We start from the raw sequence: 21,403 nt of genomic DNA, 5'->3' as shown, positions 1-21,403 counted from the left end.
AAAGGCACAGCTTGTGAGCACCAACGACCCCCAGTCCGGGACTGACTCCCCCCAGCCCAGACGTTCACGGAAGACGCCCCTCTTCCTGATCAGTGTCGCTATCATCGCGATCTTCGGCATCGTTCTCGCATTCTTACTCGGCGCCGGCCTCCTTTACCTCTCTGACAGCCGTCGTGGGGTACCCGAACCGCACATTCATGGCCCGCAACGGGAGGGGCGACTGAATGCGATCGGCTACCACGGAGAGGCGACCAGCACGGGCGAGCTCTCGAGCAAGTGGGCCTCGGGCGTTGCAAGGGCGTGGACGCTCCTTGCCGAGGACGGTTCTCTCCTACCAGCGCAGCTGATCACCGAAGGCTCGACCCTGTACACGCTGACCTACGGAAGCGGCACCGACGCAGTGACCACTGTGTCCGCCTACGACGTCTCGGGCGTCGAGCCGGTCGTTCAGTGGAGCACGACCGGGCCGAATCCGTCCCGTATACGCGCCGAGGCATTCCCCTCCTCCGTCACAACCGAGGGAGAGATCCTGCTCAGCGACATCATCGTGGATCGGTCAACCGGCGAGCAGACTCAGGCGCCCTGGGGCTTCGACCTCCCGATGGGGGTGGCGGGCGGCGTCCTCGTCACCTGCGACACCTTCAGCTCGTGCTCCGGATGGTCCCACGACTCGGGAGAATGGACGAGGCTCTGGACCACTCAGACCTCGCCTCAGCGCCGCATGGGCCTCGCCCACTCGGGGATCACGAAGCCCACGACGGCCGTCATCGGCACCGGCACGGAAGCCGCCGTGGTCGTCCCCGTCGACGAGGCCCACCACGCTCCGCAGATCATCAACCCGGCCACGGGAGCACTCACGACGCTCGGGGACGCGCCTTCCGCGAGCGCCCGCACCTCGTCGAGGATCACGCTGGCGAACGACGGCATCCTCGTAGCCGGCGAGGAGGAGACCGTCGGCTACGACACCGCGGGGAATGTCGTGGGCACCTTCGGGTCCGCCTGGGAGCTCGACAAGCTCCCAACCTCAGACCGCGAGCTCCCGAGCGTTGCAGACCTCGGTGCCTTCTTGACGCAGGGCATTGCGCCGTGGACGACGGCAACGGTGGAGCGCGTCTTTTCCAAGAACACCAACGGCTACACCCTGATGGTCAGCAGCGGGGGCGACACTCACACCGTCAATCCCGGCGAGTCCTTCCCCGAGATGTTCTCGACCGACACGTGGTCGGCCGCCCAGATGCGCGCCAGCGCTGACGGCAGGGCGCTCTATATCCAGGGCCTGGCGTCTGCTCCCACACAGACGTTCTTCTTCAACACGGAGGACCCGATGACGTTCGTGTCGCCGAGCCTCGAAGACCTGACAACCTTCGTGTGGGTCTACGACGACTTGCTCATCGGGGCTCGCAGCGGCGCGATCGTCGCCTTCACGCCCGACACCAACTAAGCGGATCGACAAAAGAACGTCCCCGACGCCCGAGGATCACTCGGTTGCGTCGGGGACGTATCGTTGTCGGGCGCGGGCGCCTCGTCGAGGAGCTCAGTCCTCCATGTGTGCCAGGGTCGCGCGGTCCGCCTTCACGGGGATCGTGAGGGCCAGGCCGATGCCGAGGATCAGCATGATGCCGAGGATGCCCCAGTAGGTGTAGTCCTCGCCGGCGGGCGTCATACGCTTGCCGAGCATGAGGAAGAGGCTGTACATGGCGGGAGCCATGAAGGACACGGCGCGGCCGGTCGTCGCGTAGAGGCCGAAGACCTCGCCCTCGCGGCCCGCGGGGATGATGCGCGACAGGAAGGAACGCGACGCGGACTGCGTGGGGCCGACGAAGACGCACAGGACCAGGCCGAGGCTCCAGAAGACGGCGGGGCCGCGGGCGTGCAGGAAGAAGACGCCGAAGCCGGCGACGACCATCGCGCTCAGGGACAGGATGATGACCTTCTTCGGGCCGATCTTGTCGTCGACCCATCCGAAGGCGACGGTCGCGAGGCCGGCGACGATGTTCGCGGCGATCGCGAAGATCATGACCTGGCTGGCGGTGAAGCCGAAGGCGGTCTTGGCCAGGACGGCACCGAAGGTGAAGACGCCGGCGAGGCCGTCGCGGAAGACGGCGGAGGCGATGAGGAAGAAGAGGGTGTGCGGGGCCTCGTTTTTGAGGGTGCGCACGGTGCGCCACAGGAGCTTGTAGGAGTCGATGATCGACTCGTTGTCGCCGCCGGTCTGGACCTTCTTGGGCATCGGCGGGTGGAGGATGACGGGGATCGCGAAGCCGCCGAGCCACAGGGCGGCGATCACCATGGAGATGCGGATGTTCAGGTGCGCGTCGGTGGGCACGTTCAGCAGGTTGACGCCGATGAGGCCGACGTAGAGGATGAGCAGCAGGACGATGCCGCCGATGTAGCCGGCTGCCCAGCCGAAGCCGGAGATCTTGCCGCGGTCTTCCTTCTCGCCCAGGTGGTTGAGCATCGCGTTGTAGTTCACCGAGGCGAACTCGAAGAACACGTTACCCAGGCCGAGCAGCGCAATACCCAGCATGAGGGCGCCCTGGGGCCCGAGGACCGACTCGGGGTGCACGAAGTACATGGCGAGCATACAGACGACGACCGCGCCCGTGAACCATCCGAGCCAGACTCCGCCCCGGCCTCGTCGATCGGCGCGCTGACCGGTGATGGGGGCCAGCAGGGCGATGAACAGGCCCGCGATCGTCATGCCGTTACTCAGCCACGTCGAGGCGGTGCCCGAGTCGGTGAAGACGCCGTCGCTGGTCAGGTAGGTCGTAAACACGAAGGTCGTGGCGACCGCGTTGAAGGCGGCGCTGCCCCAGTCCCAGGCCGCCCAGTCGACGACTTGGCGCGTAATCACGCGGTGTGGGGTGGTGGGCGTTGTGCTCATGGGATCGGGCTCCTTCGATGGGGAGTGCTCGGAGGCGCGTGTGCGTCCAGGGTGAAACTACCACGTTTCGTAGCTCACGTTCTCTTCGGGCCGCCCCAGGAACGAGGCCGGGGAACCGCCAGCGCGACCTGACCGCATGTCATATGCTGGGATGTCACCCTGGAAGGAGAAGACGATGGAGCAAAGCCCAATGTTGAGCGTTCCCGTTGCCGGCGGGCGCCAAATGGAGCCCCTCAACTGGTATTTCATCGCAGCCGCTTGTCCCGTCGCGGTGATCGTCTTGTATTTCTTAGGCGGGATTCTGCCGCCCAGCTTGCTCGTCTTGTTGTTTTTCTATTGTCTGTTGCTGTGCCCAGCATCCCTCGTGATCGGCATTGCGGAGTCCATTCGCCGTCGCAGGGGTCCGGTCGTGCACGCGGAGCCACGAGGAATGGCACTCTATCCATCCCTTATTCAGGTTCGTGTGCGTCGCTACTCCTACACTTTCGGAATCGCAGCCGGACCGATCTCCCTCATCGTCGAGCCAGCACTTCAGGTCCCGATCGTGCACGCGATCATTCATATTCTCTGCGGATTCCTCCTATCGGCAATATCTTTCATGCTGTGCGTCAGCAATCCGTGGCGCCCCTCTTGTATTCACCGCGGCCCATTCATCGTGTTCTCGCCCGATCATATGGAGATTCACCCGCTCACAGACAGCTCCCCAACGCCTATCCCGTGGGATCTACACCCCCGCATTGAAGGTTTCACCGCGGACGATTCTGCCTTCTTCCCGAGCATGAATATGCACGTCTGCATTGACGGCCTCGAGGAGAGCCTGGTCTTTGATATGACGGGCGCCCCCATGCGCTTCGTTCTGCTGCGGCGCCTCATCGACTACTTCGTCGACAAGCCGGAGGAACGCGCGAAGCTCGGTCGGCCGGAGGGCGCGCAGCTCGTGCGTTCGCTCCTGACGGCCCCCTGACGTATGTCCACGCTGCCGACGTGAGCCGGGCAGTGCGTTTAGACGGTCGCCTCCTCGGCGACGAGGATCTGCGCAAGGGCCAGGTCGAGGGGGCGCGTCACCTTCATGGAGCGCTCGTCGCCCGCGACCGTGTGCACGGTCCCGCCGATCGCCTCGACGAGGCCAGCGTCGTCCGTGGCCGCCCGGGTCTCGTCGGCGCCCAGGGAGGCGCCCTCCTCGTGCGCACGAATGAGAACGTCCCAGCGGAAACCCTGCGGTGTCTGCACGGCCACCATGTCGGAGCGGCGCGGCGTGCCGACGACCACGCCGGAGGCATCCACGGTCTTGAGGGTGTCGGTGACGGGCAGGACGGGAATGACCGCGCCCGCGCCGCCGGCAACCGCATCGATGACGCGCTCGGTGACCTGCGGAGGCGTCAGGGGACGGGCCGCGTCGTGCACGAGGACGACCGTGTCCGCCTCGCACCGGCCAAGCGCGGCCAGGCCGAGGGCCACGGACTCCTGACGCGAACGATCAGAGCCGGCGACGACTGTCAGATCGTCAATATCGGACAGGGCGCTACGAAATTCCTCGATCGACGAGGCCGGGGCCGTCACGACGATCGCGCCCACTCCCCCGGCGCGTAGGCCGCGGGCCGCCCACCACACAAGGGGGCGACCCGAGAGTTCAACGAGTGCTTTCGGACCCTCGCAGCCGAGGCGAGAGCCGGAGCCTGCGGCCGTCAGGACCGCGCGGGCATCACTCTTCGACGGCATCTTCTTCGACTTCGATGCGACCCTCAGCCAGGACGGCGTCGAGGCGCTCGGCGGCGGCAGACTTTTCAATATTGCGCGCCAGGGCCAGCTCGGAGGTGAGGATTCCGCGGGCCTTCGTCAGCATGCGCTTCTCGCCCGTGGACAGCTTCTTCAGGTCGTCGCGGCGGGTCAGGTCACGCACGACCTCGGCGACCTTCACGATGTCGCCGGTGGCAATCTTCTCCTGGTTCGCCTTGAAGCGGCGCGACCAGTTGGTGGGTTCCTCGATGTAGGGGGCGCGCAGGACGGAGAGGACCTCTTCGAGGCCGTCCTCGTCGACGATGTCGCGGACGCCGACCATATCGACGTTCTCGGCGGGGACCTGAATCTCAAGATCGCCCTGATTCACACGCAGCTTCAGGTACGTCCGCTCCTCACCACGAATGGTGCGCGTCATGACCTCTTCGATCGTGGCTGCGCCGTGGTGCGGGTAGACGACCGTCTGACCGATTTCAAACGACATGGATGGACTCCTGAGTGCTTGCGTGGATAGCACAACTATTCTACCAGCTGGCGAGCAAAACCGACCCATACAGTGTGAAAGCTCAACGTTACACGCATACAAGGATCGACACAAACCAACTTCAAGCACGACCGCAATTCGTCCCAGCATGCGACCCTGCTCACGATTAAACGTGCGCCATAAGGACGGGCATCACACCGCAAAAAGCCCGGTTTTCCGGGCATGACGAAGCCCCGGCCTCGTCCATGCAGACGATGCCGGGGCTCCGCTCAGCTCACTTGCCCTGGTTGGCGACCGCGGCGATCTTCGCCTCGGCCTCGGGATCCAGGTAGGTGCCGCCCTTCTTGATGGGCTTGAGGGTTTCCTCGTCGAGCTCGTACACCAGCGGAATGCCGGTGGGGATGTTGACGCCGGCGATGTCCTCGTCGGAGATCTCATCCAGGTGCTTGACGATGGCGCGCAGGGAGTTGCCGTGCGCAGCGATCATGACGGTCTTACCGCTCTTGATCGCGGGAACGATGGTCTCATCCCAGTAGGGCAGCAGACGCGCGATGACGTCCTTGAGGCACTCGCTCATGGGGACGGGCTCGCCAGCGTAACGCGGGTCGGTGTCCTGCGAGAACTCGGAGCCGGCCTCGATGGCAGGCGGAGCCACGTCGAAGGAACGGCGCCACAGCATGAACTGGTCCTCGCCGTACTCGTCGCGAATTTCCTTCTTGTTCTTGCCCTGGAGCGCACCGTAGTGACGCTCGTTGAGGCGCCAGTTGCGCTCAACGGGGATCCAGTGGCGATCGGCAGCGTCGAGGGCGAGGTTCGCGGTCATGATGGCGCGACGCAGCATCGACGTGAACAGGAGGTCAGGCTTCACGCCCGCTTCCTTGAGGAGCTCGCCACCGTGGGTAGCCTCCGCGCGGCCCTTGTCCGACAGCGGAACATCCACCCAACCGGTGAAGAGGTTCTTTGCATTCCATTCGCTCTCGCCGTGGCGGAGCAGCACCAGTTTGTAGCTCATGTCTCCATTCTCCCACAGGTGCGGGCCACCTCCTACACCCCGTGGCGTTGATCACGCCACAGCTTGGACACCGGAGCGCGAGGGGGACGAGGCCTCGCCCCCAACACCGCGGAACGAGGCCCCTGCCCTTGTGCGGACAAAGACCCCGGCCATACCCTGATTACCCCCTGAGCACCCCTCGGATTACCCCTGAGTTCCTTGAGATTCCGCGGTTTTACATGATTACCGGAACAGTGTGCGCCCCCCGTATTTTCCCGTACGGTTAGGTTCATGATCATCACACGACGCACCCTGACAGCCTCCGCTCTCGTCGCTGCGACCACGCTCGCCCTGGGCGCCTGCGGCTCCTCGAAGCCCCAGACTCCCGCGGCTGCGCCCACCGCCGAGGCCACCACGGCTGCCCCCACCCAGTCCACAACTCCCGCCTCGGTTCCGACGGTCCCGGGTTACCGCCCCGGCGAGATCCCCCCGATCCCGCTCTTCTCGGTTCCCGCGATCGACGTGTTCGCCTCGAACGCGGATAAGGCCGTCGTCCAGGCAGCCTCCTCGTCCCTCGCTTCCGTTCCTGGCGTGACGGTCTCCCCCGCCAAGTGCGACGGCACCTCCCTGGTGTCCGGCTCGACGGTCCTGGGCGGCGACGGCTCCGCCGTTTCCTCCAGCGATAAGGGCACAGTCGTCAACGACGGCACCGGCTCCGGCGTCATCACCGAGGGCCCCATCTCCATCATCTACGGCGGCGACGGCTCGGGCACCTACACCAACGCCGACACCATGGTGACCATCACCGTCGAGGCCGACGGCTCGGGCACCTACTCCACGACGACGACCAGCATCATCCTGGACGGAAATGGCGGCGGCAACTACTCCAATACGACCTCCATGGAGACGATCATCAACAAAGGTGACGGCTCCGGCCAGTTCTCCAAGGGCACCGTCACGATCATCAACAACGGCGACGGCACCGGCAGCTACTCGGACGAGAAGCTGACGATTCAGAACAACGGCAACGGCACGGCCACCGTGAACGGCGTGACCGTCAACGACGCTCCGAAGGTCGAGAAGGTCGGCAAGCTCGGCAAGTTCCCGGCCGTCGGGTCCCTCAAGCCCGTCGAGTCCTGCGGCACGGTCATCACCCTGGAGGACGGCGTCCTCTTTGACTTCGGCAAGTCCGACATCCGCCCCGAAGCTGCCCAGACCCTGAAGAGCCTGGCGGGCGTGCTCAACAACGCGAAGGTTCCCACCGCCCACATCTACGGCCACACCGATTCCATCTCGGACGAGGCCTTCAACCTCCAGCTCTCGCAGGAACGCGCGGATGCCGTGTCCGCGGAACTGAAGAAGGACGGCGTGAGCGCCATCCTCGATGCCACCGGCTACGGCGAGTCGAAGCCCGTCGCGCCCAACGAGAACGCCGATGGCTCGGACAACCCGGCCGGCCGCGCGCTCAACCGCCGCGTCGAGATCTTCATCCCCGCCTTCTAGTACTCTGATTGACGTTTGACCAACTGATCAACATACGAAAGGGAGACACCATGTCCCTGAAGTCCTTCCTTCCCGCCGCGGCCGCCCTGGCCGTCGCGACCGTGGCCCTGACCGGCTGCTCCCAGACCGCGAACGTCTCCGGCGGCGACTCCTCCGCCCCCGCGGCTTCGTCCGCCCCCGAGGCCTCGAGCAACCCGCGCACGGACACCAAGACCGACGCGTCCACCGACTCCGGTAAGTCCGACACGTCGAAGGATTCGGGCAAGTCCGACGCAGCCGGTGCCTTCACGGTCAACGAGTCCAACGCCCACGTCGAGATCCCCGCGGGCACGAAGTCCGTCGTTGTCAACGGCTCGAACAACCACATTGAGGGCGAGGCCGTCTCCGAGATCACGGTCAACGGCTCCCAGAATGCCGTCGACGTGAAGTCCGTCCAGACGGTATCCTTCACGGGCTCCAATAACGCTGTCCAGTACGAGGACGGAAACGCTCCTCAGGTTGGCAGCGACTTGGGCGCGCATAACGTCGTCTCCAAAGACTGACATCCAACGCACAATGAGGGGTGGCGCGCATAACGCGTGCCACCCCTCAGGCATGTAAAAAGAATTGCGGGCGCGCCTTTCGGTGCGCCCGCAATTGCGTCACAAATCAGGCGTTGGCCTTGCGGTAGGCCTCGACAATCGGAGCGGGAATACGACCGCGGTCGGACAGCTCGAGCCCCTCTTCCTTTGCCCAGGCACGAATCTTCGCGTTCTCCAGGCGCTGCGTGGGGTTGCCGGCATTGCCACGGCGGCGGGTCGAACCCACCTTGCGACCAGCCTTAATGTAGGGCTGAATGGCCTCGGCGAATTCCTCGAAATGCTCGCGGCTCAGATCAATTTCGTACGACGCGCCATTAAAGGCGAAGCGAACGGTCTGATCGGCGGGGGTGCCATCGAAGTCGTCGACAATTTCGACAATCTTCTTCGTCTTTTTCATGTATTCATTCCTCTCGAAGTATTTGGATTCATTCTCTGACGAGTTCAGATGCTTATTGCACTGCAATTAGAGTAACGCAATTCAAACAATTCATATCATTCGATCATTCATTCTGAGAACGTGACGTGCGCTGCACCGATTTATACCTGGGTCTAATTGAAAGTTATACTCGTAGGCAGTCCGAGGCCGATTCGGCCTCACCCGGAAGCATCGAACGAGGAGATCCAGTGAGCCGAGCACACCACCCCCGAGCGGCGGCCTGGGAGCTCTACTTCACCACGACGGCTCGCCTCACCGAGCGCATCGAAGCCGCCCTCAAGTGCCAGGCCGGTCTGTCGATGCCCGAATACTCCGTGCTGCTCATGACCGACCGCGCCGGCGAGGATGGCGTGCGCCCCTCCCGCCTAGCCCACCAGGTCGTCTTCTCGCGCTCGCGCCTCACCCACACAATGAAGCGCCTTGAATCCCGAGGCCTCATCGAGCGCCGCCCGTGTGAGGGCGACGGCCGTGGAGGCCTCGTCTCCCTGACGCAGGCCGGCAAGACCCTCTTCGACGAGGCCGCCCTCGTCCAGCGCGACGTCATCCGCCGCCTCTTCCTCGACGACATCACGCCCGAGGAGATCGACATGCTCACCGGCCTGTTCACGCGGGTGAGCGAACGCCTCGACTCCGACACGCCATGTCCGTGAGCACGCGCCGCCTCGCGGTCGCAACGCTTCTCACCGGGATCATCGCCGGCCTCGTCGGCCTGGCGTGCATCCATCTGCTCCACTGGATCCAGGCGATCGCCTGGGACATGCACGGCGGCACTCTCGTGGAGGCCGTGAGTGCGGTTTCTCCTGCCCGTCGCGTCGGCGTCTTGACGCTCGCCGGTGTCGTCGGCGCCCTGTCCTGGTTCCTGCTGTTCCGCCGTAACAAGGCCGTCACTTCGGTGTCCGGCGCGGTAGGCGGGACCCCCATGCCTCCCCTGCGCGCCACCTGGCACGCCCTCACCCAGGTTCTCATCGTCGGCCTCGGCGCCTCCGTGGGGCGCGAGGTCGCCCCGCGCGAGATGGCCGCCGCGTTCAGCGCGGCCGCCGCCGACCGCCTGGGCCTCACCCCCGAGGACCGGCGCATCATCGTCGCGTGCGGCGCGGGCGCGGGCCTGGCCGCCGTCTACTCGATCCCCCTGTCGGGCGCGATCTACACCCTCGAGATCCTCCTCGTCTCCCTGTCAGCGCGCGCCGTCGCCCCCGCGCTCATCACCTCGGGGATCGCGGTCCTCGTCTCCACAGGATTCACGAGGCCTGCCTTCTTCTACACGGTCCCCACCCTCACGCCATCGCTCTCCTTGACGGTCTTCGGCGCACTCATGGGGCCGGTGCTCGGCGCCGCGGGATGGGTCTTTAAAGAGGCCGTCGCACGCACCGGCGCGATCCGGCCGCGCGACTGGCGCATCCTTATCACCCTGCCACTCGCGTTCGCCGTCGTCGGCCTGGTCTCCACTCGCATTCCATCGGTGCTCGGCAACGGGCAGGCCAGCGCACAGACGCAGTTCGATGCGACGTGGGCGGCCGGCGCGGGACTCGCGTTCGCTCTGTTGGTCCTCCTCGCCAAGACGGCCACCACGTTCCTGACGATCGGCGCGGGAGGCTGGGGCGGCGTCCTGACCCCCGCAGTCGCGCTCGGCGCGGGACTGGGGGCCGTCATCGGCTTGCCGTGGGCGGCCGCGTGGCCGGGCTCGGAAGTAGCAGCGTTTGCGTTCATCGGGGCGGCCGCATTCCTCGGCACCTCCATGAAGGCGCCCTTCACGGGGCTCATCCTGGTCATCGAGTTCACCGGCCAGGGCGCCACGATCCTCGTGCCCGCGGTCCTCGCAGTCGGCGGCGCCACGGCGGCCGCGACCTGGCTGAGCCGCCGGGCCGAGGCTCGCTGAACCACCGCACGTCAGTAGGTGGCAGCGCCCGCTAAGCCGCCGGGCCCACCACTAACCGCGCATCACCGCCCGGGGGACCCCGGCCTCGTTCCCGAGGAGAGGAACCTCAGATCTGCGCGAGCGCCTGATCCAAGTCCGCAATCAGCTCCTGCGCGTCTTCCAAGCCGACCGCCAGGCGCAGGAGCGTGCCGGGCACACCGCCCACGCCACCGACGCGCGTCGAGTGCGTCATGATCGCCGGATGCTCGATGAGGGACTCCGGCGCACCCAGGGACGCCGCGAGCGCAAAGACGCGCGTGCGCGTCGTCAGTTCGATCGCCGCCTCCTCGGTGGCGACCTGGAAGGAGAGCACGCCTCCCACGCCGGCCGGGTTCTGACGCTGAGCCAGCTCGTAGACCGGGTCCGAGGCCAGCCCCGGATAGTGGACCGCGGTGACCTTCGGGTGGGTGGCCAGGAACTCGGCGACCTTCTGCGCGTTCTCGCAGTGGCGCTCCACGCGCAGGGCCAGGGTCTTCAGGCCGCGGTGGGCCAGGTACGTGTCGCGCGGGGAGGGCACGTGCCCGAGGGCCATCTGCAGCTTGACGGCCTCGGCGGCGGCGTCACGCTCCCCAAAGAAGGGCTCGACGTGCGCGGGCAGCTCCAGGCCGTCGCGCAGGATGAACGCGCCGCCGACCACATCGGAGTGGCCGCCCACGTACTTGGTCGTCGAGTGCACGACGACGTCCGCGCCCAGCTCGAGGGGGCGCTGCAGGACCGGCGTCGCGAAGGTGTTGTCCACGATCAGCAGGCCGCCCACCTCGTGCGTGAGGGCCGCGATCGCAGCGATATCAGTGACCAACAGGAACGGGTTCGAGGGCGTCTCCACCCACACGATCTGCGGGCGCGACCCGCGGATCACGCGCTCGGCCTCGGCCAGATCGGTGAGGTCCACGGCCTCGGAAGTGATGCCCTCGGCGGGCTTGATGACGCTGAGGAGCTTGTGGGTGCCGCCGTACACGTCGGTCGAATGCACGACGTGGTCGCCGGGGCGCGCCAGCAGGCGGATCACGGTGTCCTCGGCGCTCATGCCCGAGGGGAACGCGAAGCCGTGCGTCGCCCCCTCCAGGGCCGCGAGCGCGCCCGCGAACGCGTTGGTCGTCGGGTTGCCGCAGCGCCCGTACTCGTAGCCTTCTCGCAGCTCGCCGGGCCGATCCTGTACAAACGTCGAAGCGACGTGAATCGGAGGCACCACGTCGCCCGTGATGGGGTCGGGGTCGAACCCTGCGTGGATGGCCAGCGTGGAGAAGGTCGTACAGTCAGGCGTGCTCATGCCTCCACGCTACGAGGCCGGGGCCGCATCCGCCGAAGGGTTTCGTCCGCCGGTCGATTGTGACAGCGCGCGCCTACACCCAGCCGGCAAGAGCGATGCACGCCTGCTCCTCCAGGGACGCGACCGCACCCTCCGAGTCATTGCCCCACGGCACGTAGTGGAAGTCCCCGCCCCCGGCCTCGACGAAGGTCTCACGGTTGAGCTGGTCAATCTCCTCGAGCGTCTCCAGGCAATCCGCCATGAAGCCCGGGCAGATGACGTCCACGCGCGGGCACTTCGCGGCGCCCAGCTCGGCCATCTCCTCGATCGTCTGCGGACCCAGCCACTCGGCGCGCCCGAACACGGACTGGAAGGTCGCCGTCAGGGACCCCATCGCCAAGCCCAGGCGCGACTCGAGGGCGGCGACCGTATGACGGCACTCGGCGCGGTAGGGGTCCCCGGCCTCGTCCATGGCGACCGGGATCGAGTGGAAGGACACGACGACGCGGTCCCCCGTCAGGAAGTTCGGGCGTCCCACGCGCTCCCAATGGCGTTCGAGGGCGGTCGCGAGCGCCTCGATGTACGCGGGGGCCGCGGGGAAGGAGCGGTGCAGGCGCAGCTCGAAGCCATCGCGGTTGCGGCCGATCCATTGGGCGACCGCATCGTTGATCGTCGTCACCGTCGAGGCCGCGTACTGCGGGTAGGCGGGCAGGATCGCCACGCGGCGCACGCCCTCAGCGTGCAGGCGGTCTAGGACCGAGCCGATCGAGGGCTGGCCGTAGCGCATGGCGACCTCGACACGCGCGCCCGGCAGGCGCTCGCCGAGGAGGCGGGCCTGCTCGCGGGTGTAGTGCATGAGCGGCGAACCCTCGTCCATCCAGATGCTGCGGTACTTGCCCGCGACCTCGCGCGGCCGGACTCGCAGGATGATGCCCTCCAGGATGGGCTTCCACAGGAGCGGGCTCATCTCGATGACGCGGCGGTCAGAGAGGAACTCGCGCAGGAAGGCGCGCACCGGGCCGGGCTCGGGGGCGGTCGGCGTCCCCAGGTTGACGAGGACGAGGGCGGGCTGCGCCTCGCCCTGCTGCGCGTGGATCGACGTCGACGTGGTGGCTGCTGCGTCCTGGGAGTTCGTCACGCCACCAGCCTAATGTTCGCTCTCCCCGGTGTCGCTGACGCGGTGTCACCTCCCGGGGCGCGTTCGCACTGCTCGTACATACAAGGGTGCCCCGCCTGTGACAGGCGAGGCACCCCACGTTGTTGATGCGAGCCTACGCGGCTCGCTCCCTCCTCACGGAGGAGTCAGGCTCAGGCCTGGCCGTTCTGAGAACGGATGAACCACGCCTGCTGCTCGAAGCGACGGATGTAGTCGTTGAGGATGTCGGCGGAGGCGGAATCCTCGGCGTCGACCTTCTCGTGCACGTCGCGCATGGTGCCGACGGTCGCGTTGATGGCGGCGACGGCGAGCTCCTCGGCGTCAGTGGTCTTGATGATCGTCTCGGGGACGGTCGGCAGGGTATTGCGCTGGGCGACGACCTCGGGCAGGCCGTTGGGGACGACCTGGAGGGCGCGCATGCGCTCGGCGATCTCGTCGGAGGCCTCGCGGGCGATGTCCACGACCGCGTCGAGGTAGAGGTGCAGCGAGCGGAAGCCCTCGCCGGTGATGTTCCAGTGCAGCTGCTTGCCCACGAGGGACAGAGCGGTCACGTCGGTGAGGACCTTCTGCAGGTTGCCTGCGAGAACGTCGGAAGCCTTGAAGCCGGTGGACTCAACGGTCATGTTGTTTCTCCTATGCATGTGTATTCGGTACGGGGCTCACCCTTGTGGGGCCATGCCCTTCAGACACATCCATCTTGGCCCTTTGGTCCCAGGATTTCTAGTGCTATCCACCGTTTAGTCAAATGTTTCACTATCCGTTAGCGACGAGGGAATAATCCTCGGATTTCAGCGTTTTAAGATCATTGACGCTTTCATTTTTCAGGCCAGGTTCGCCTAACCAATCTTGCCCGAGGCCACGGTTGCCTCATGCGGTTGGGGGCCGGCATTTGGGCCGGAGACCTACAGGAGCACGACGGCGCAACGCGCCGATATGCAACTGAAGCTTCACCAAACCCCTCTCACGCGCACGTTAACCCGATAGGTGGCTGCGTGGGCAGGCCGCCCACCACGCCACCTATGAGGTTTAGCTGCGCATTGAAGGGTTAACGCTGCCAGTAGTGGGGCCCAGCTGCCAGGCCCACGCAGTAACAAAGTTCGCCCAACACCGCCCCTCCACTGGCATTTCCGCGAAAAACTCGCCCAGCACGCCACAAAACGCCGAATTTGGGCCATTTTGAGCGCGCTGGGCGAACTTTGTCGCGCTCACGCCCAGCATCAGACCAAGCAGGGCGAACTTTTTCACGCACGGGCAGCTGTGACGTGGCGACGATGAAACCACCATCACCACTGCGCGCCCCTGAATAGCAACCGTTGAAACCGATGACACCACTGCAACCGAAAAACGCACCAAAAACGCCCGTTGCTCACCCGCAAAGGCGACACCGGTTTCAGCTGAGGCTCGACCAGCACCCGCAAAGGTGACGGCGGTTTCAGACAGCCAGGCCGCCTGGCCGACAGGGCCTGGCAGCGGTGCCCGTGGGCGGCGGGGCCTGGCCGGGCTTCGAGACGACGCGCCAAGCCACACATCAGCAACCAAGCGCCACTGGTGTGGAGGGCGCCGGAGGGATTGGTGGACCTGGCTGCGGCGTCCGTGGGCGGCGGCGGGGCCTGGCCGGGCTTCGAGACGACGCGCCAAACTACACGTCAGCAACCAGGCACCACAGGTGTGGAGGGCGCCGGAGGGACCGGAGGGCACGGGCGGGCTTCGAGGCGCGGCGCCGAACGAAGTGAGGCCGCCTAGCCTCGCGGGCGGCCGGGCCCTCCGGCGCCCGGAACACCCGTGGGGCACCAAGCACCACGCACCACGAGGCCATACAAAAACGCCCACCCGAAACCGGGTGGGCGTATCTGAGCCGCCTGTGGGAATCGAACCCACGACCTATTCATTACGAGTGAATCGCTCTGCCGACTGAGCTAAGGCGGCCGCGCCCGCCGTTCCACCGTTTCCGGGGCGTGCAGGCAACGGCACAACTCTACTGGACGAATCGCGCCGAGCGCAAACCAGGACACCCCACAGCAGGATGTCGTGAGTCACGTCCCTACTGGCACATGAGGCCGTCGGCGGGCACGGTTCCCTTCACGAAGTAGTCTTCGACGGCGCGCGTGACGCACTGGTTGGCGCCGCGGCGGTAGGCGGTGTGGTTCCAGCCTTCGACGGTGACGAGGACACCACTGGCGAGCTGGCCCGACAGGCCCTGAGCCATCGAGTAGGGGGTCGCCGGGTCGTGGGTCGTGCCGATGACGACAATGGGAGCGGCTCCCTGCGCGGTGATGCGCGAGCGGGGCGCGTGCTTCGTGGGCCACGCCTCGAGGCCGGCCGACGGGTAGCCCACGTACTTGCCGAGGATCGGCAGTTCGTTCTTGAGTGTCTCCACCTGGGCGGCCCACTCCTCGATGGTGCCTTCGGGCGAGTAGTCGAGGTTGTTGATCGCGTTGATCGCGTCGAAGGAATTGTCCTGGTAGGTGCCGTCGGGGTTGCGCGAGTTCAGCGTGTCAGCGATGGCGAGCAGGCCGCTGCCGTCGCTCTTCTGCCAGGCCATGCCGAAGGCCTGGGTGAGCTGGGGCCACCACTGGGTGTTGTACATGGCGCCGGTGAGCGCGGTGACGGCCAGGTTTTCGGTGAGCGGACGGTTCGGGTCGTTCGTGCGCATCGGGTTATCCTCGAGGGAGTCGAGGAACGAGCGCACGGTCTCGATGCCTTCCTGGAGGTTGCGTCCCATCGGGCAGGTGGCCTGGGTGGTGCAGTCGGAGATCCAGTGCTGGAGCGAGGCGTCGAGGCCTCGCATCTGGAGGGCGGAGACCTCGTTGACGCTGAGGGTCGGGTCGAGGGCACCATCAAGCACGAAGCGACCGACGCGCTCAGGGAAGAGGCCCGCGTAGGTGGCGCCGAGGAAGGTGCCGTAGGAGTATCCGAGGAGGTTGAGCTTTTCCTGGCCGAGGACGGCGCGCACCATGTCGAAGTCGCGGGCAGCGCTCACGGTGTCGATGTGCTCGTACAGGCTGCCAGAGTGTTCGCGGCACCCCGCGGCGACCTCTTGGGCGTCCTCATGGGCAGAGGCGACCGCGGACTGCGGGGACTCGTCGCCGGTATCGACGTCCTCGTCCTCTCCGGCGTTGCGCTCGTCGCGCTCGGCGTCGGTCGTGCAGAACACGGGGGTCGAGTCGCCGACGCCACGCGGATCGAGGGCCACGATGTCGTAGGCGTTGACTACGGCCTCGCCGATTCCCTGCGTCGCGTAGTACGGCAGGGAGGAGACGACGGCGCCGCCGGGGCCACCCGGGTTGATGAACAGTGCGGGAGCTTCCTTCGCGCCGGAGCGGTGGATCGCGAGCGCGAGCGTGATCTGGTCTCCGTCGGGGTTCTCCCAGTCCAGCGGGGCCTTCAGGAAGGCGCACTGGTACTCGCTGGCATCCGAGGAGTTCACGCCCTGGAACGTGTCGAAGGTACCGTCGGCGCACACGCCCCACTCGATCGCCTGATCATAGTAGGCCTGCACGGAGCCCGCGGACACGGGGATCGGCGCGGACGTGGCCGAGGCCGTCGTCGAGGGGGCTGGTCCCCTGCGTTGGGTTCCGTAGTAGCCGACGACGGTCAGGACGATCGCGACGACGGCGAGGATTGCGACGGCGCAGGCCGCAATGGAGCGTGTCTTCATGGCCCCGATTGTAACGGAGAAACGCCGGGTCAGTTTTCAGGCTTGGGGGCGCAGCGAAATCGCCATGTCTTCCAGGACCAGCAGGGGGTTGCCGTTTGACACGAGGCGTTTGCGCGCGGTCTCGATGTGATCGACGCGCGCGAGGGTCTGACGAGGCGTGGAGTCCTGGGCAATCTGGTGCACGAGGTCGGACAGGTCCGTGTTGATGAGTTCGCCGTTCCCGCCCACCTGGACCATGAGAACGTCTCGGTAGATCGCGAGCAGGTCGATGAGGGCGCGGTCGATCGCGTCGGTGAGGGCACGCTTGGAGCGGCGCTTTTGGTCCTCCTCGAGCTGGCGGATCATCGTGCGCGAGGCCTTGGTGGCGCTCTCACCCTCGTCCATGCCGAGCTGGCGCATCAGTTCGGCCTTTTCGCGGGCGTTTCGTTCGCTGACCTGCGCGTCGGCTTGGGCTTTCGCGGTCTCAAGGAGGCGGTCGGCGGCCATGACGGCCTCACCGACGCTGCGCACGGAGGCGGGCGCGGTGATGATGGCTCGGCGGCGTTCGCGCATCTGGGGGTCGCGGGCGAGCGCTCGGGCCAGGCCGATGTGCGACTGGGCGGCGCGCGCGGCCTCCAGGGCAACATCGGGGGTGGCCACGCCCTCGCGCACGAGCAGGTCGGCGACCGCACTGGCTGTGGGGATACGCAGGCCGAGGTGGCGGCAGCGCGAGCGGATCGTGGCGATCATGTCCTCGGGGCTGGGGGCGCACAGCAGCCACACGGTGTGCTCGGGCGGCTCCTCGATGGCCTTGAGCAGGGCGTTCGCGCCGGACTCGCCGAGGCGGTCCGCGTCCTCGACGACGATGACGCGCCACAGCCCCTGGGAGGGCGAGGACTGCGCCTGCAGCACGAGGGAACGCGCGGTCTCCACGTTAATGATCGAGGTCTCGGTGGCCGCAAAAACGACGTCGGCGTTCGTGCGGCCCATCGTCGTGCGGCATCCCGCGCACTGGCCACACCCCACGGTCTCACCCGTACACTGCAGGGCGGCCGCGAAGGCGCGCGCTGCGACGGAACGACCAGACCCGGGAGGGCCGGTGATGAGCCAGGCGTGGCTCATGGAACGCGCGTCGTCGGAGGCCCGTGCGCCGCCTCGGGAGGCGACGATCGCGCGGGCGGACGCCGCGGCCTCGCTGAGCTTAGCGACCGCCGCGTCCTGTCCGACGAGCGAGGACCAGACGCTCATCATTCATCCCAGAGCGCGCCCTGGGATTCGCCCAGGGCTCCCACCATGGTGGCGGGCTTGCGGGCGCTGCCCTTGTCCGCGCTCTTGTCGCGCGGCTTCTCGGGGGCCTCGGGAACCTCAGAGGACGAGGCCGGGGTCTCCTTAGCCGGCGCGGAAACGGAGTCGGAGGCCTCGTCGATCGTGACGGAGCCGCCCTCGAAGCGCTCGACGAGGACGCCGCGGATCTCGGAGAAGACCTCGTCGACCGTGCCCACCGCGTCGATGACGACGATGCGGTCGGGCTCGGCGTCCGCGAGGCGCAGGTACTCGTGGCGCACGCGCTCGTGGAAGTCCATGGACTCGCGCTCCATGCGGTCCGGGGCGTCGGTGCGGCGGCGCGCACCGACCTCCGGGGGCAGGTCCAGGAGGAACGTCAGCGAAGGGTAGAGGCCGCGGGTCGCCCACGCGGACAGCGAGGCGATCTCGTCCACACCGAGGGAGCGGGCCGCACCCTGGTACGCCAGAGAGGAATCGATGTAGCGGTCCCCCAGCACGACCGCGCCGCGCTCGAGGGCGGGGGCGATGACCGTGGCGACGTGGTAGGCGCGGTCGGCCGCGTACAGGAGTGCCTCCGTGCGCGCGTCGACGTCCTCGGGGCCGTTTTGCACGAGGCGACGGATCTCCGTGCCCAGCTCGGTGCCGCCCGGCTCGCGGGTGACGATGACCTCGCGGCCACGGCTCTCGAACCAGTCGCGCACCGACTGGATCTGCGTGGACTTCCCCGAGCCGTCGCCGCCTTCGAAGGTGATGAACACTCCTCGCGCTGCCATCAGCTGTCCTTCTTCGTCGCGGCCTTCTTGGTGGCCGTCTTCTTCGCGGTGGTCTTCTTCGCGCTCGTCTTCTTGGTCGTCGTCTTCTTCGCGGCCGTCTTGCGCGTGCGCTTGGGGGCGGGGCCCTTGGCGCGCTTATCTGCCAACAGCTCGTAGGCGCGCTCGGCCGTCAGGTCCTCCACCGTCTCGGCGCGCGGCACCGTCACGTTGGTCTCGCCATCCGTCACGTAGGGGCCGAAGCGGCCGTCCTTGACGGTGACCTTCTTGCCCGAGATCGGGTCCTCGCCGAACTCGCGCAGCGGCGGGCGGGCCGTGCCGCGGCCGCGCGTCTTGGGCTGGGCGTAGATGGCCAGGGCCTCGTCCAGGGTGATGGTCAGCAGCTGGTCCTCGGAGGCCAGCGTGCGCGAGTCCGTGCCCTTCTTCAGGTAGGGGCCGTAGCGGCCGTTCTGCGCCGTGATGACCTCGCCCGAGGCCGGGTCCGTGCCTACCTCGCGCGGCAGGGACAGCAGCGCCAGGGCGTCCTCGAGGGTGACGGTCGCGATGTCCATGGTCTTGAACAGCGAGGCGGTGCGAGGCTTGGCGGCAGCCTTCTTCGTCTTCTTCGCGCCTTCCTCGGCGCCCTCAGTCTCCTCGGGCAGGACCTCGGTGACGTAGGGGCCGTAGCGGCCATCCTTGACGATGATCGTGTGACCGGTCGCGGGGTCGACGCCCAGCTCACGGCCATCGTCGGCGGCGCGGGAGAAGAGCTGGTCGATCAGCTCATCCGTCAGCTCGTCGGGAGCGACCTCCGGTGGCACGTTCGCGCGCGTCCCGTCGGCCTTTTCCATGTAGGGGCCGTAGCGACCCACGCGCAGCGTCACGCCGCGGCCCAGGTCGATCGAGTTGACGGCGCGCGCGTCGATGTCATCGCCCAGGGAGGCGACGTCGTGGCGCAGACCGCCGTTCTCACCCGTGCCGTCGGGGCCGAAGAAGAAGCCGGTCAGGAACTCCGTGCCGTTCTCCTCGCCCGCGGCGATACGGTCCAGGTCGCCCTCCATCGAGGCCGTGAAGTCGTAGTCGACCAGGTTCGCCAGGTTCTCCTCGAGCAGGCGCGTCACGGAGAACGCCAGCCACGTGGGCACCAGGTACTGGCCGCGGTGCGTCACGTACCCGCGGTCACCGATCGTCTGGATGGTGGCCGCGTAGGTGGAGGGACGGCCGATACCGAGCTCCTCCATGGTCTTGACCAGCGTGGCCTCCGTGTAGCGGCCCGGGGGCTGGGTCTCGTGGCCGTCGGGGGTGGCCTCGGTCAGCGTCGCGGGATCACCCTCAGCGACGTCCGGGAGGGTCTTCTCCGCGTCGTTCTTTTCCGCGTCGTAACGCCCCTGGTCGCGGCCCTCCTGGTAGGCCAGGCGGAAGCCCGGGGAGGTGATGACCGTGCCCGAGGCCGAGGACAGCACGTCGTGGCGCTTACCGTCAACCTCGATGCCGGTGAGCACGCGGATCGTCGCCGTGTAGCCGAGAGCGTCGGCCATCTGCGAGGCAACCGTGCGCTTCCAGATCAGGTCGTACAGCGCCAGCTGCTGCTTCGACAGAGAACCGGCCACCTCGCCCGGCGTGCGGAAGTGATCACCCGCAGGACGGATCGCCTCGTGCGCCTCCTGGGCGCCCTTGGACGTGGTGCCGTACAGGCGCGGGGACTCGGCCACAGCCTCGGCCCCGTAGAGCTGGGTGGCCTGCTCGCGGGCGGCGTGGATCGCCTGGCTGGACAGCGCCGTGGAGTCGGTACGCATGTAGGTGATGTAACCGGACTCGTAGAGGGACTGGGCGGTGCGCATCGTCGAGGACGCGTTCCAGTGCAGCTTGCGCGACGCCTCCTGCTGGAGGGTCGACGTCGTGAAGGGGGCTGCCGGGCGGCGACGGTAGGGCTTGCGGGTCACCGAGTCGATGACCGAGGCCGGGGCATCCGACAGAGCCTGCGCGTAGGCGCGGGCCGTGGCCTCGTCCAGGTGGAGGACGCCGGCCTTGGCCGCCTTCGCGCTCAGCTCGCCCTTCTCGGAAAAGTCGGAGCCGGTCGCGATCGAGTGGCCATCCACGGAGGAGACGCGCGCGCCGAAGGCCTGGCCCGCCGACGTGAACGCCGTGTCGATCGACCAGTACTGGGCGCTCACGTGCGCCATGCGCTCACGTTCCCTGGCGACCACGAGGCGCGTGGCCACCGACTGCACGCGGCCGGCGGACAGGGACGGGCGGATCTTGCGCCACAGGAGGGGCGAGACCTCGTAGCCGTAGAGGCGGTCGAGGATGCGGCGGGTCTCCTGAGCGTCCACGAGGGCGGTGTCCAGGTCGCGCGTGTTCTCCAGCGCGCGCTGGATCGCTTCTTTCGTAATTTCGTGGAACACCATGCGACGCACGGGAACCTTCGGCTTCAAGACCTGCAGGAGGTGCCACGCGATGGCCTCACCCTCGCGGTCCTCATCAGTTGCCAGATAGAGTTCGTCGCACTCCTTGAGGAGCTTCTTGAGTTCGGTGACCTTTTTCTTCTTATCCGGGTTCACCACGTAGTAGGGCTTAAAGCCATCATCCACGTTGACGGCAAAGCGACCAAACGGCCCCTTCTTCATGTCTTTGGGCAGCTCGGAGGGCTGCGGGAGGTCGCGGATGTGGCCGATGGAGGCGGTCACGTGGTAGTCGGGACCCAGGTATCCCTCGATGGTGGCTGCCTTCGCAGGAGACTCCACGATCACGAGCTTCGTCGCTGACATTGCCGGTCCCTTCCGTCGCTTCCCCAGTA

Annotated in this window: 18 protein-coding genes and 1 tRNA gene; 6 read left to right on the top strand and 13 right to left on the bottom strand. The window is 66.9% G+C overall.

Annotation, left to right across the window (positions count from 1 at the left end):
* The first annotated feature begins 13 nt into the window (after positions 1-13).
* Positions 14-1,441, top strand: coding sequence for a hypothetical protein (locus FBF35_RS01300; RefSeq protein ID WP_060566246.1), 1,428 nt, complete (start codon positions 14-16; stop codon positions 1,439-1,441).
* Positions 1,442-1,534: 93 nt separating this feature from the next.
* On the opposite strand, the gene FBF35_RS01295 is transcribed toward FBF35_RS01300, so the two are convergent.
* Entirely contained in the window at positions 1,535-2,884 is a 1,350-nt protein-coding gene (locus FBF35_RS01295; protein WP_060566245.1) for an MFS transporter, read from the bottom strand.
* Positions 2,885-3,059: 175 nt separating this feature from the next.
* Between FBF35_RS01295 and FBF35_RS01290 the strand changes: the two genes are divergently transcribed.
* On the top strand, positions 3,060-3,848 hold the full coding sequence (locus FBF35_RS01290) for a hypothetical protein (protein WP_060566244.1): 789 nt from the start codon (positions 3,060-3,062) through the stop codon (positions 3,846-3,848).
* Between the two features lie 38 nt (positions 3,849-3,886).
* On the opposite strand, the gene ispD is transcribed toward FBF35_RS01290, so the two are convergent.
* The 3 genes from ispD to FBF35_RS01275 form a co-directional block, all read right to left on the bottom strand.
* Positions 3,887-4,603: a 2-C-methyl-D-erythritol 4-phosphate cytidylyltransferase gene (ispD, locus tag FBF35_RS01285; RefSeq protein ID WP_060566243.1), complete on the bottom strand. Its 717-nt coding sequence runs from the start codon at positions 4,601-4,603 to the stop codon at positions 3,887-3,889.
* Positions 4,587-5,105, bottom strand: a complete 519-nt coding sequence (locus FBF35_RS01280; protein ID WP_003791906.1) for a CarD family transcriptional regulator — start codon at positions 5,103-5,105, stop codon at positions 4,587-4,589. The genes ispD and FBF35_RS01280 overlap by 17 nt, the downstream gene beginning before the upstream one ends.
* Before the next feature lie 274 nt (positions 5,106-5,379).
* Positions 5,380-6,117 (bottom strand): phosphoglyceromutase, encoded by a 738-nt coding sequence (locus FBF35_RS01275; RefSeq protein ID WP_048672469.1) that lies wholly within the window; start codon positions 6,115-6,117, stop codon positions 5,380-5,382.
* 270 nt (positions 6,118-6,387) lie between these two features.
* On the opposite strand from FBF35_RS01275, the gene FBF35_RS01270 reads away from it, so the two are divergent.
* Together FBF35_RS01270 and FBF35_RS01265 are read left to right on the top strand one after the other, a co-directional pair.
* Positions 6,388-7,599 (top strand): OmpA family protein, encoded by a 1,212-nt coding sequence (locus FBF35_RS01270; RefSeq protein ID WP_060566242.1) that lies wholly within the window; start codon positions 6,388-6,390, stop codon positions 7,597-7,599.
* A gap of 50 nt (positions 7,600-7,649) precedes the next feature.
* The gene (locus tag FBF35_RS01265; protein ID WP_241772530.1) at positions 7,650-8,141 is read left to right on the top strand and encodes a DUF3060 domain-containing protein; all 492 of its coding nucleotides are present in this window, start codon (positions 7,650-7,652) and stop codon (positions 8,139-8,141) included.
* A 106-nt stretch (positions 8,142-8,247) separates the two neighbouring features.
* Here the strand turns inward: FBF35_RS01265 and FBF35_RS01260 are convergent, their stop codons facing one another.
* A complete protein-coding gene (locus FBF35_RS01260) occupies positions 8,248-8,577 on the bottom strand; it encodes a histone-like nucleoid-structuring protein Lsr2 (protein ID WP_034465316.1) in 330 nt (109 codons plus the stop codon).
* A 227-nt stretch (positions 8,578-8,804) separates the two neighbouring features.
* Here FBF35_RS01260 and FBF35_RS01255 point away from each other — a divergent pair, with 227 nt between their 5' ends.
* Both FBF35_RS01255 and FBF35_RS01250 read left to right on the top strand, forming a co-directional pair.
* Positions 8,805-9,266, top strand: a complete 462-nt coding sequence (locus FBF35_RS01255; RefSeq protein WP_060566240.1) for a MarR family winged helix-turn-helix transcriptional regulator — start codon at positions 8,805-8,807, stop codon at positions 9,264-9,266.
* Positions 9,257-10,492, top strand: a complete 1,236-nt coding sequence (locus FBF35_RS01250) for a chloride channel protein (protein WP_060566239.1) — start codon at positions 9,257-9,259, stop codon at positions 10,490-10,492. The genes FBF35_RS01255 and FBF35_RS01250 overlap by 10 nt, the downstream gene beginning before the upstream one ends.
* Before the next feature lie 106 nt (positions 10,493-10,598).
* Here FBF35_RS01250 and FBF35_RS01245 read toward each other — a convergent pair whose 3' ends face one another.
* From FBF35_RS01245 to topA, 8 genes are all read right to left on the bottom strand, one after another.
* Complete coding sequence (locus FBF35_RS01245) at positions 10,599-11,801, bottom strand: PLP-dependent transferase (RefSeq protein WP_060566238.1); 1,203 nt, start codon at positions 11,799-11,801, stop codon at positions 10,599-10,601.
* 73 nt (positions 11,802-11,874) lie between these two features.
* On the bottom strand, positions 11,875-12,918 hold the full coding sequence (gene hemH, locus FBF35_RS01240) for a ferrochelatase (RefSeq protein WP_060566237.1): 1,044 nt from the start codon (positions 12,916-12,918) through the stop codon (positions 11,875-11,877).
* 170 nt (positions 12,919-13,088) lie between these two features.
* The gene (locus tag FBF35_RS01235; protein ID WP_007590173.1) at positions 13,089-13,559 is read right to left on the bottom strand and encodes a Dps family protein; all 471 of its coding nucleotides are present in this window, start codon (positions 13,557-13,559) and stop codon (positions 13,089-13,091) included.
* Positions 13,560-14,789: 1,230 nt separating this feature from the next.
* Positions 14,790-14,862, bottom strand: a tRNA-Thr gene (locus tag FBF35_RS01225).
* A 115-nt stretch (positions 14,863-14,977) separates the two neighbouring features.
* Complete coding sequence (locus FBF35_RS01220) at positions 14,978-16,594, bottom strand: alpha/beta hydrolase (RefSeq protein WP_060566236.1); 1,617 nt, start codon at positions 16,592-16,594, stop codon at positions 14,978-14,980.
* A gap of 36 nt (positions 16,595-16,630) precedes the next feature.
* On the bottom strand, positions 16,631-17,824 hold the full coding sequence (locus FBF35_RS01215; RefSeq protein WP_060566235.1) for a DNA polymerase III subunit delta': 1,194 nt from the start codon (positions 17,822-17,824) through the stop codon (positions 16,631-16,633).
* Positions 17,821-18,630, bottom strand: a complete 810-nt coding sequence (gene tmk, locus FBF35_RS01210; protein WP_060566234.1) for a dTMP kinase — start codon at positions 18,628-18,630, stop codon at positions 17,821-17,823. The genes FBF35_RS01215 and tmk overlap by 4 nt, the downstream gene beginning before the upstream one ends.
* Positions 18,630-21,374: a type I DNA topoisomerase gene (topA, locus tag FBF35_RS01205; protein WP_060566233.1), complete on the bottom strand. Its 2,745-nt coding sequence runs from the start codon at positions 21,372-21,374 to the stop codon at positions 18,630-18,632. The genes tmk and topA overlap by 1 nt, the downstream gene beginning before the upstream one ends.
* Positions 21,375-21,403 lie beyond the last annotated feature (29 nt).

The organism is Schaalia odontolytica, from assembly GCF_005696695.1.
In the GTDB taxonomy this organism is placed as follows: Bacteria; Actinomycetota; Actinomycetes; order Actinomycetales; family Actinomycetaceae; genus Pauljensenia; species Pauljensenia odontolytica_C.
Note: the sequence above shows the minus strand (reverse complement) of the source record. Positions and strands in the feature narration are given on the sequence as shown.

Excerpts from the sequence above, each read along its gene's own strand:
- FBF35_RS01250 (WP_060566239.1), top strand. The coding sequence starts at position 9,257 with ATGTCCGTGAGCACGCGCCGCCTCGCGGTCGCAACGCTTCTCACCGGG.
- FBF35_RS01245 (WP_060566238.1), bottom strand. The coding sequence starts at position 11,801 with ATGAGCACGCCTGACTGTACGACCTTCTCCACGCTGGCCATCCACGCA.
- FBF35_RS01260 (WP_034465316.1), bottom strand. The coding sequence starts at position 8,577 with ATGAAAAAGACGAAGAAGATTGTCGAAATTGTCGACGACTTCGATGGC.
- topA (WP_060566233.1), bottom strand. The coding sequence starts at position 21,374 with ATGTCAGCGACGAAGCTCGTGATCGTGGAGTCTCCTGCGAAGGCAGCC.
- FBF35_RS01215 (WP_060566235.1), bottom strand. The coding sequence starts at position 17,824 with ATGATGAGCGTCTGGTCCTCGCTCGTCGGACAGGACGCGGCGGTCGCT.
- FBF35_RS01290 (WP_060566244.1), top strand. The coding sequence starts at position 3,060 with ATGGAGCAAAGCCCAATGTTGAGCGTTCCCGTTGCCGGCGGGCGCCAA.
- FBF35_RS01280 (WP_003791906.1), bottom strand. The coding sequence starts at position 5,105 with ATGTCGTTTGAAATCGGTCAGACGGTCGTCTACCCGCACCACGGCGCA.
- FBF35_RS01275 (WP_048672469.1), bottom strand. The coding sequence starts at position 6,117 with ATGAGCTACAAACTGGTGCTGCTCCGCCACGGCGAGAGCGAATGGAAT.
- tmk (WP_060566234.1), bottom strand. The coding sequence starts at position 18,630 with ATGGCAGCGCGAGGAGTGTTCATCACCTTCGAAGGCGGCGACGGCTCG.
- FBF35_RS01265 (WP_241772530.1), top strand. The coding sequence starts at position 7,650 with ATGTCCCTGAAGTCCTTCCTTCCCGCCGCGGCCGCCCTGGCCGTCGCG.
- ispD (WP_060566243.1), bottom strand. The coding sequence starts at position 4,603 with ATGCCGTCGAAGAGTGATGCCCGCGCGGTCCTGACGGCCGCAGGCTCC.
- FBF35_RS01235 (WP_007590173.1), bottom strand. The coding sequence starts at position 13,559 with ATGACCGTTGAGTCCACCGGCTTCAAGGCTTCCGACGTTCTCGCAGGC.
- FBF35_RS01270 (WP_060566242.1), top strand. The coding sequence starts at position 6,388 with ATGATCATCACACGACGCACCCTGACAGCCTCCGCTCTCGTCGCTGCG.
- FBF35_RS01295 (WP_060566245.1), bottom strand. The coding sequence starts at position 2,884 with ATGAGCACAACGCCCACCACCCCACACCGCGTGATTACGCGCCAAGTC.
- FBF35_RS01220 (WP_060566236.1), bottom strand. The coding sequence starts at position 16,594 with ATGAAGACACGCTCCATTGCGGCCTGCGCCGTCGCAATCCTCGCCGTC.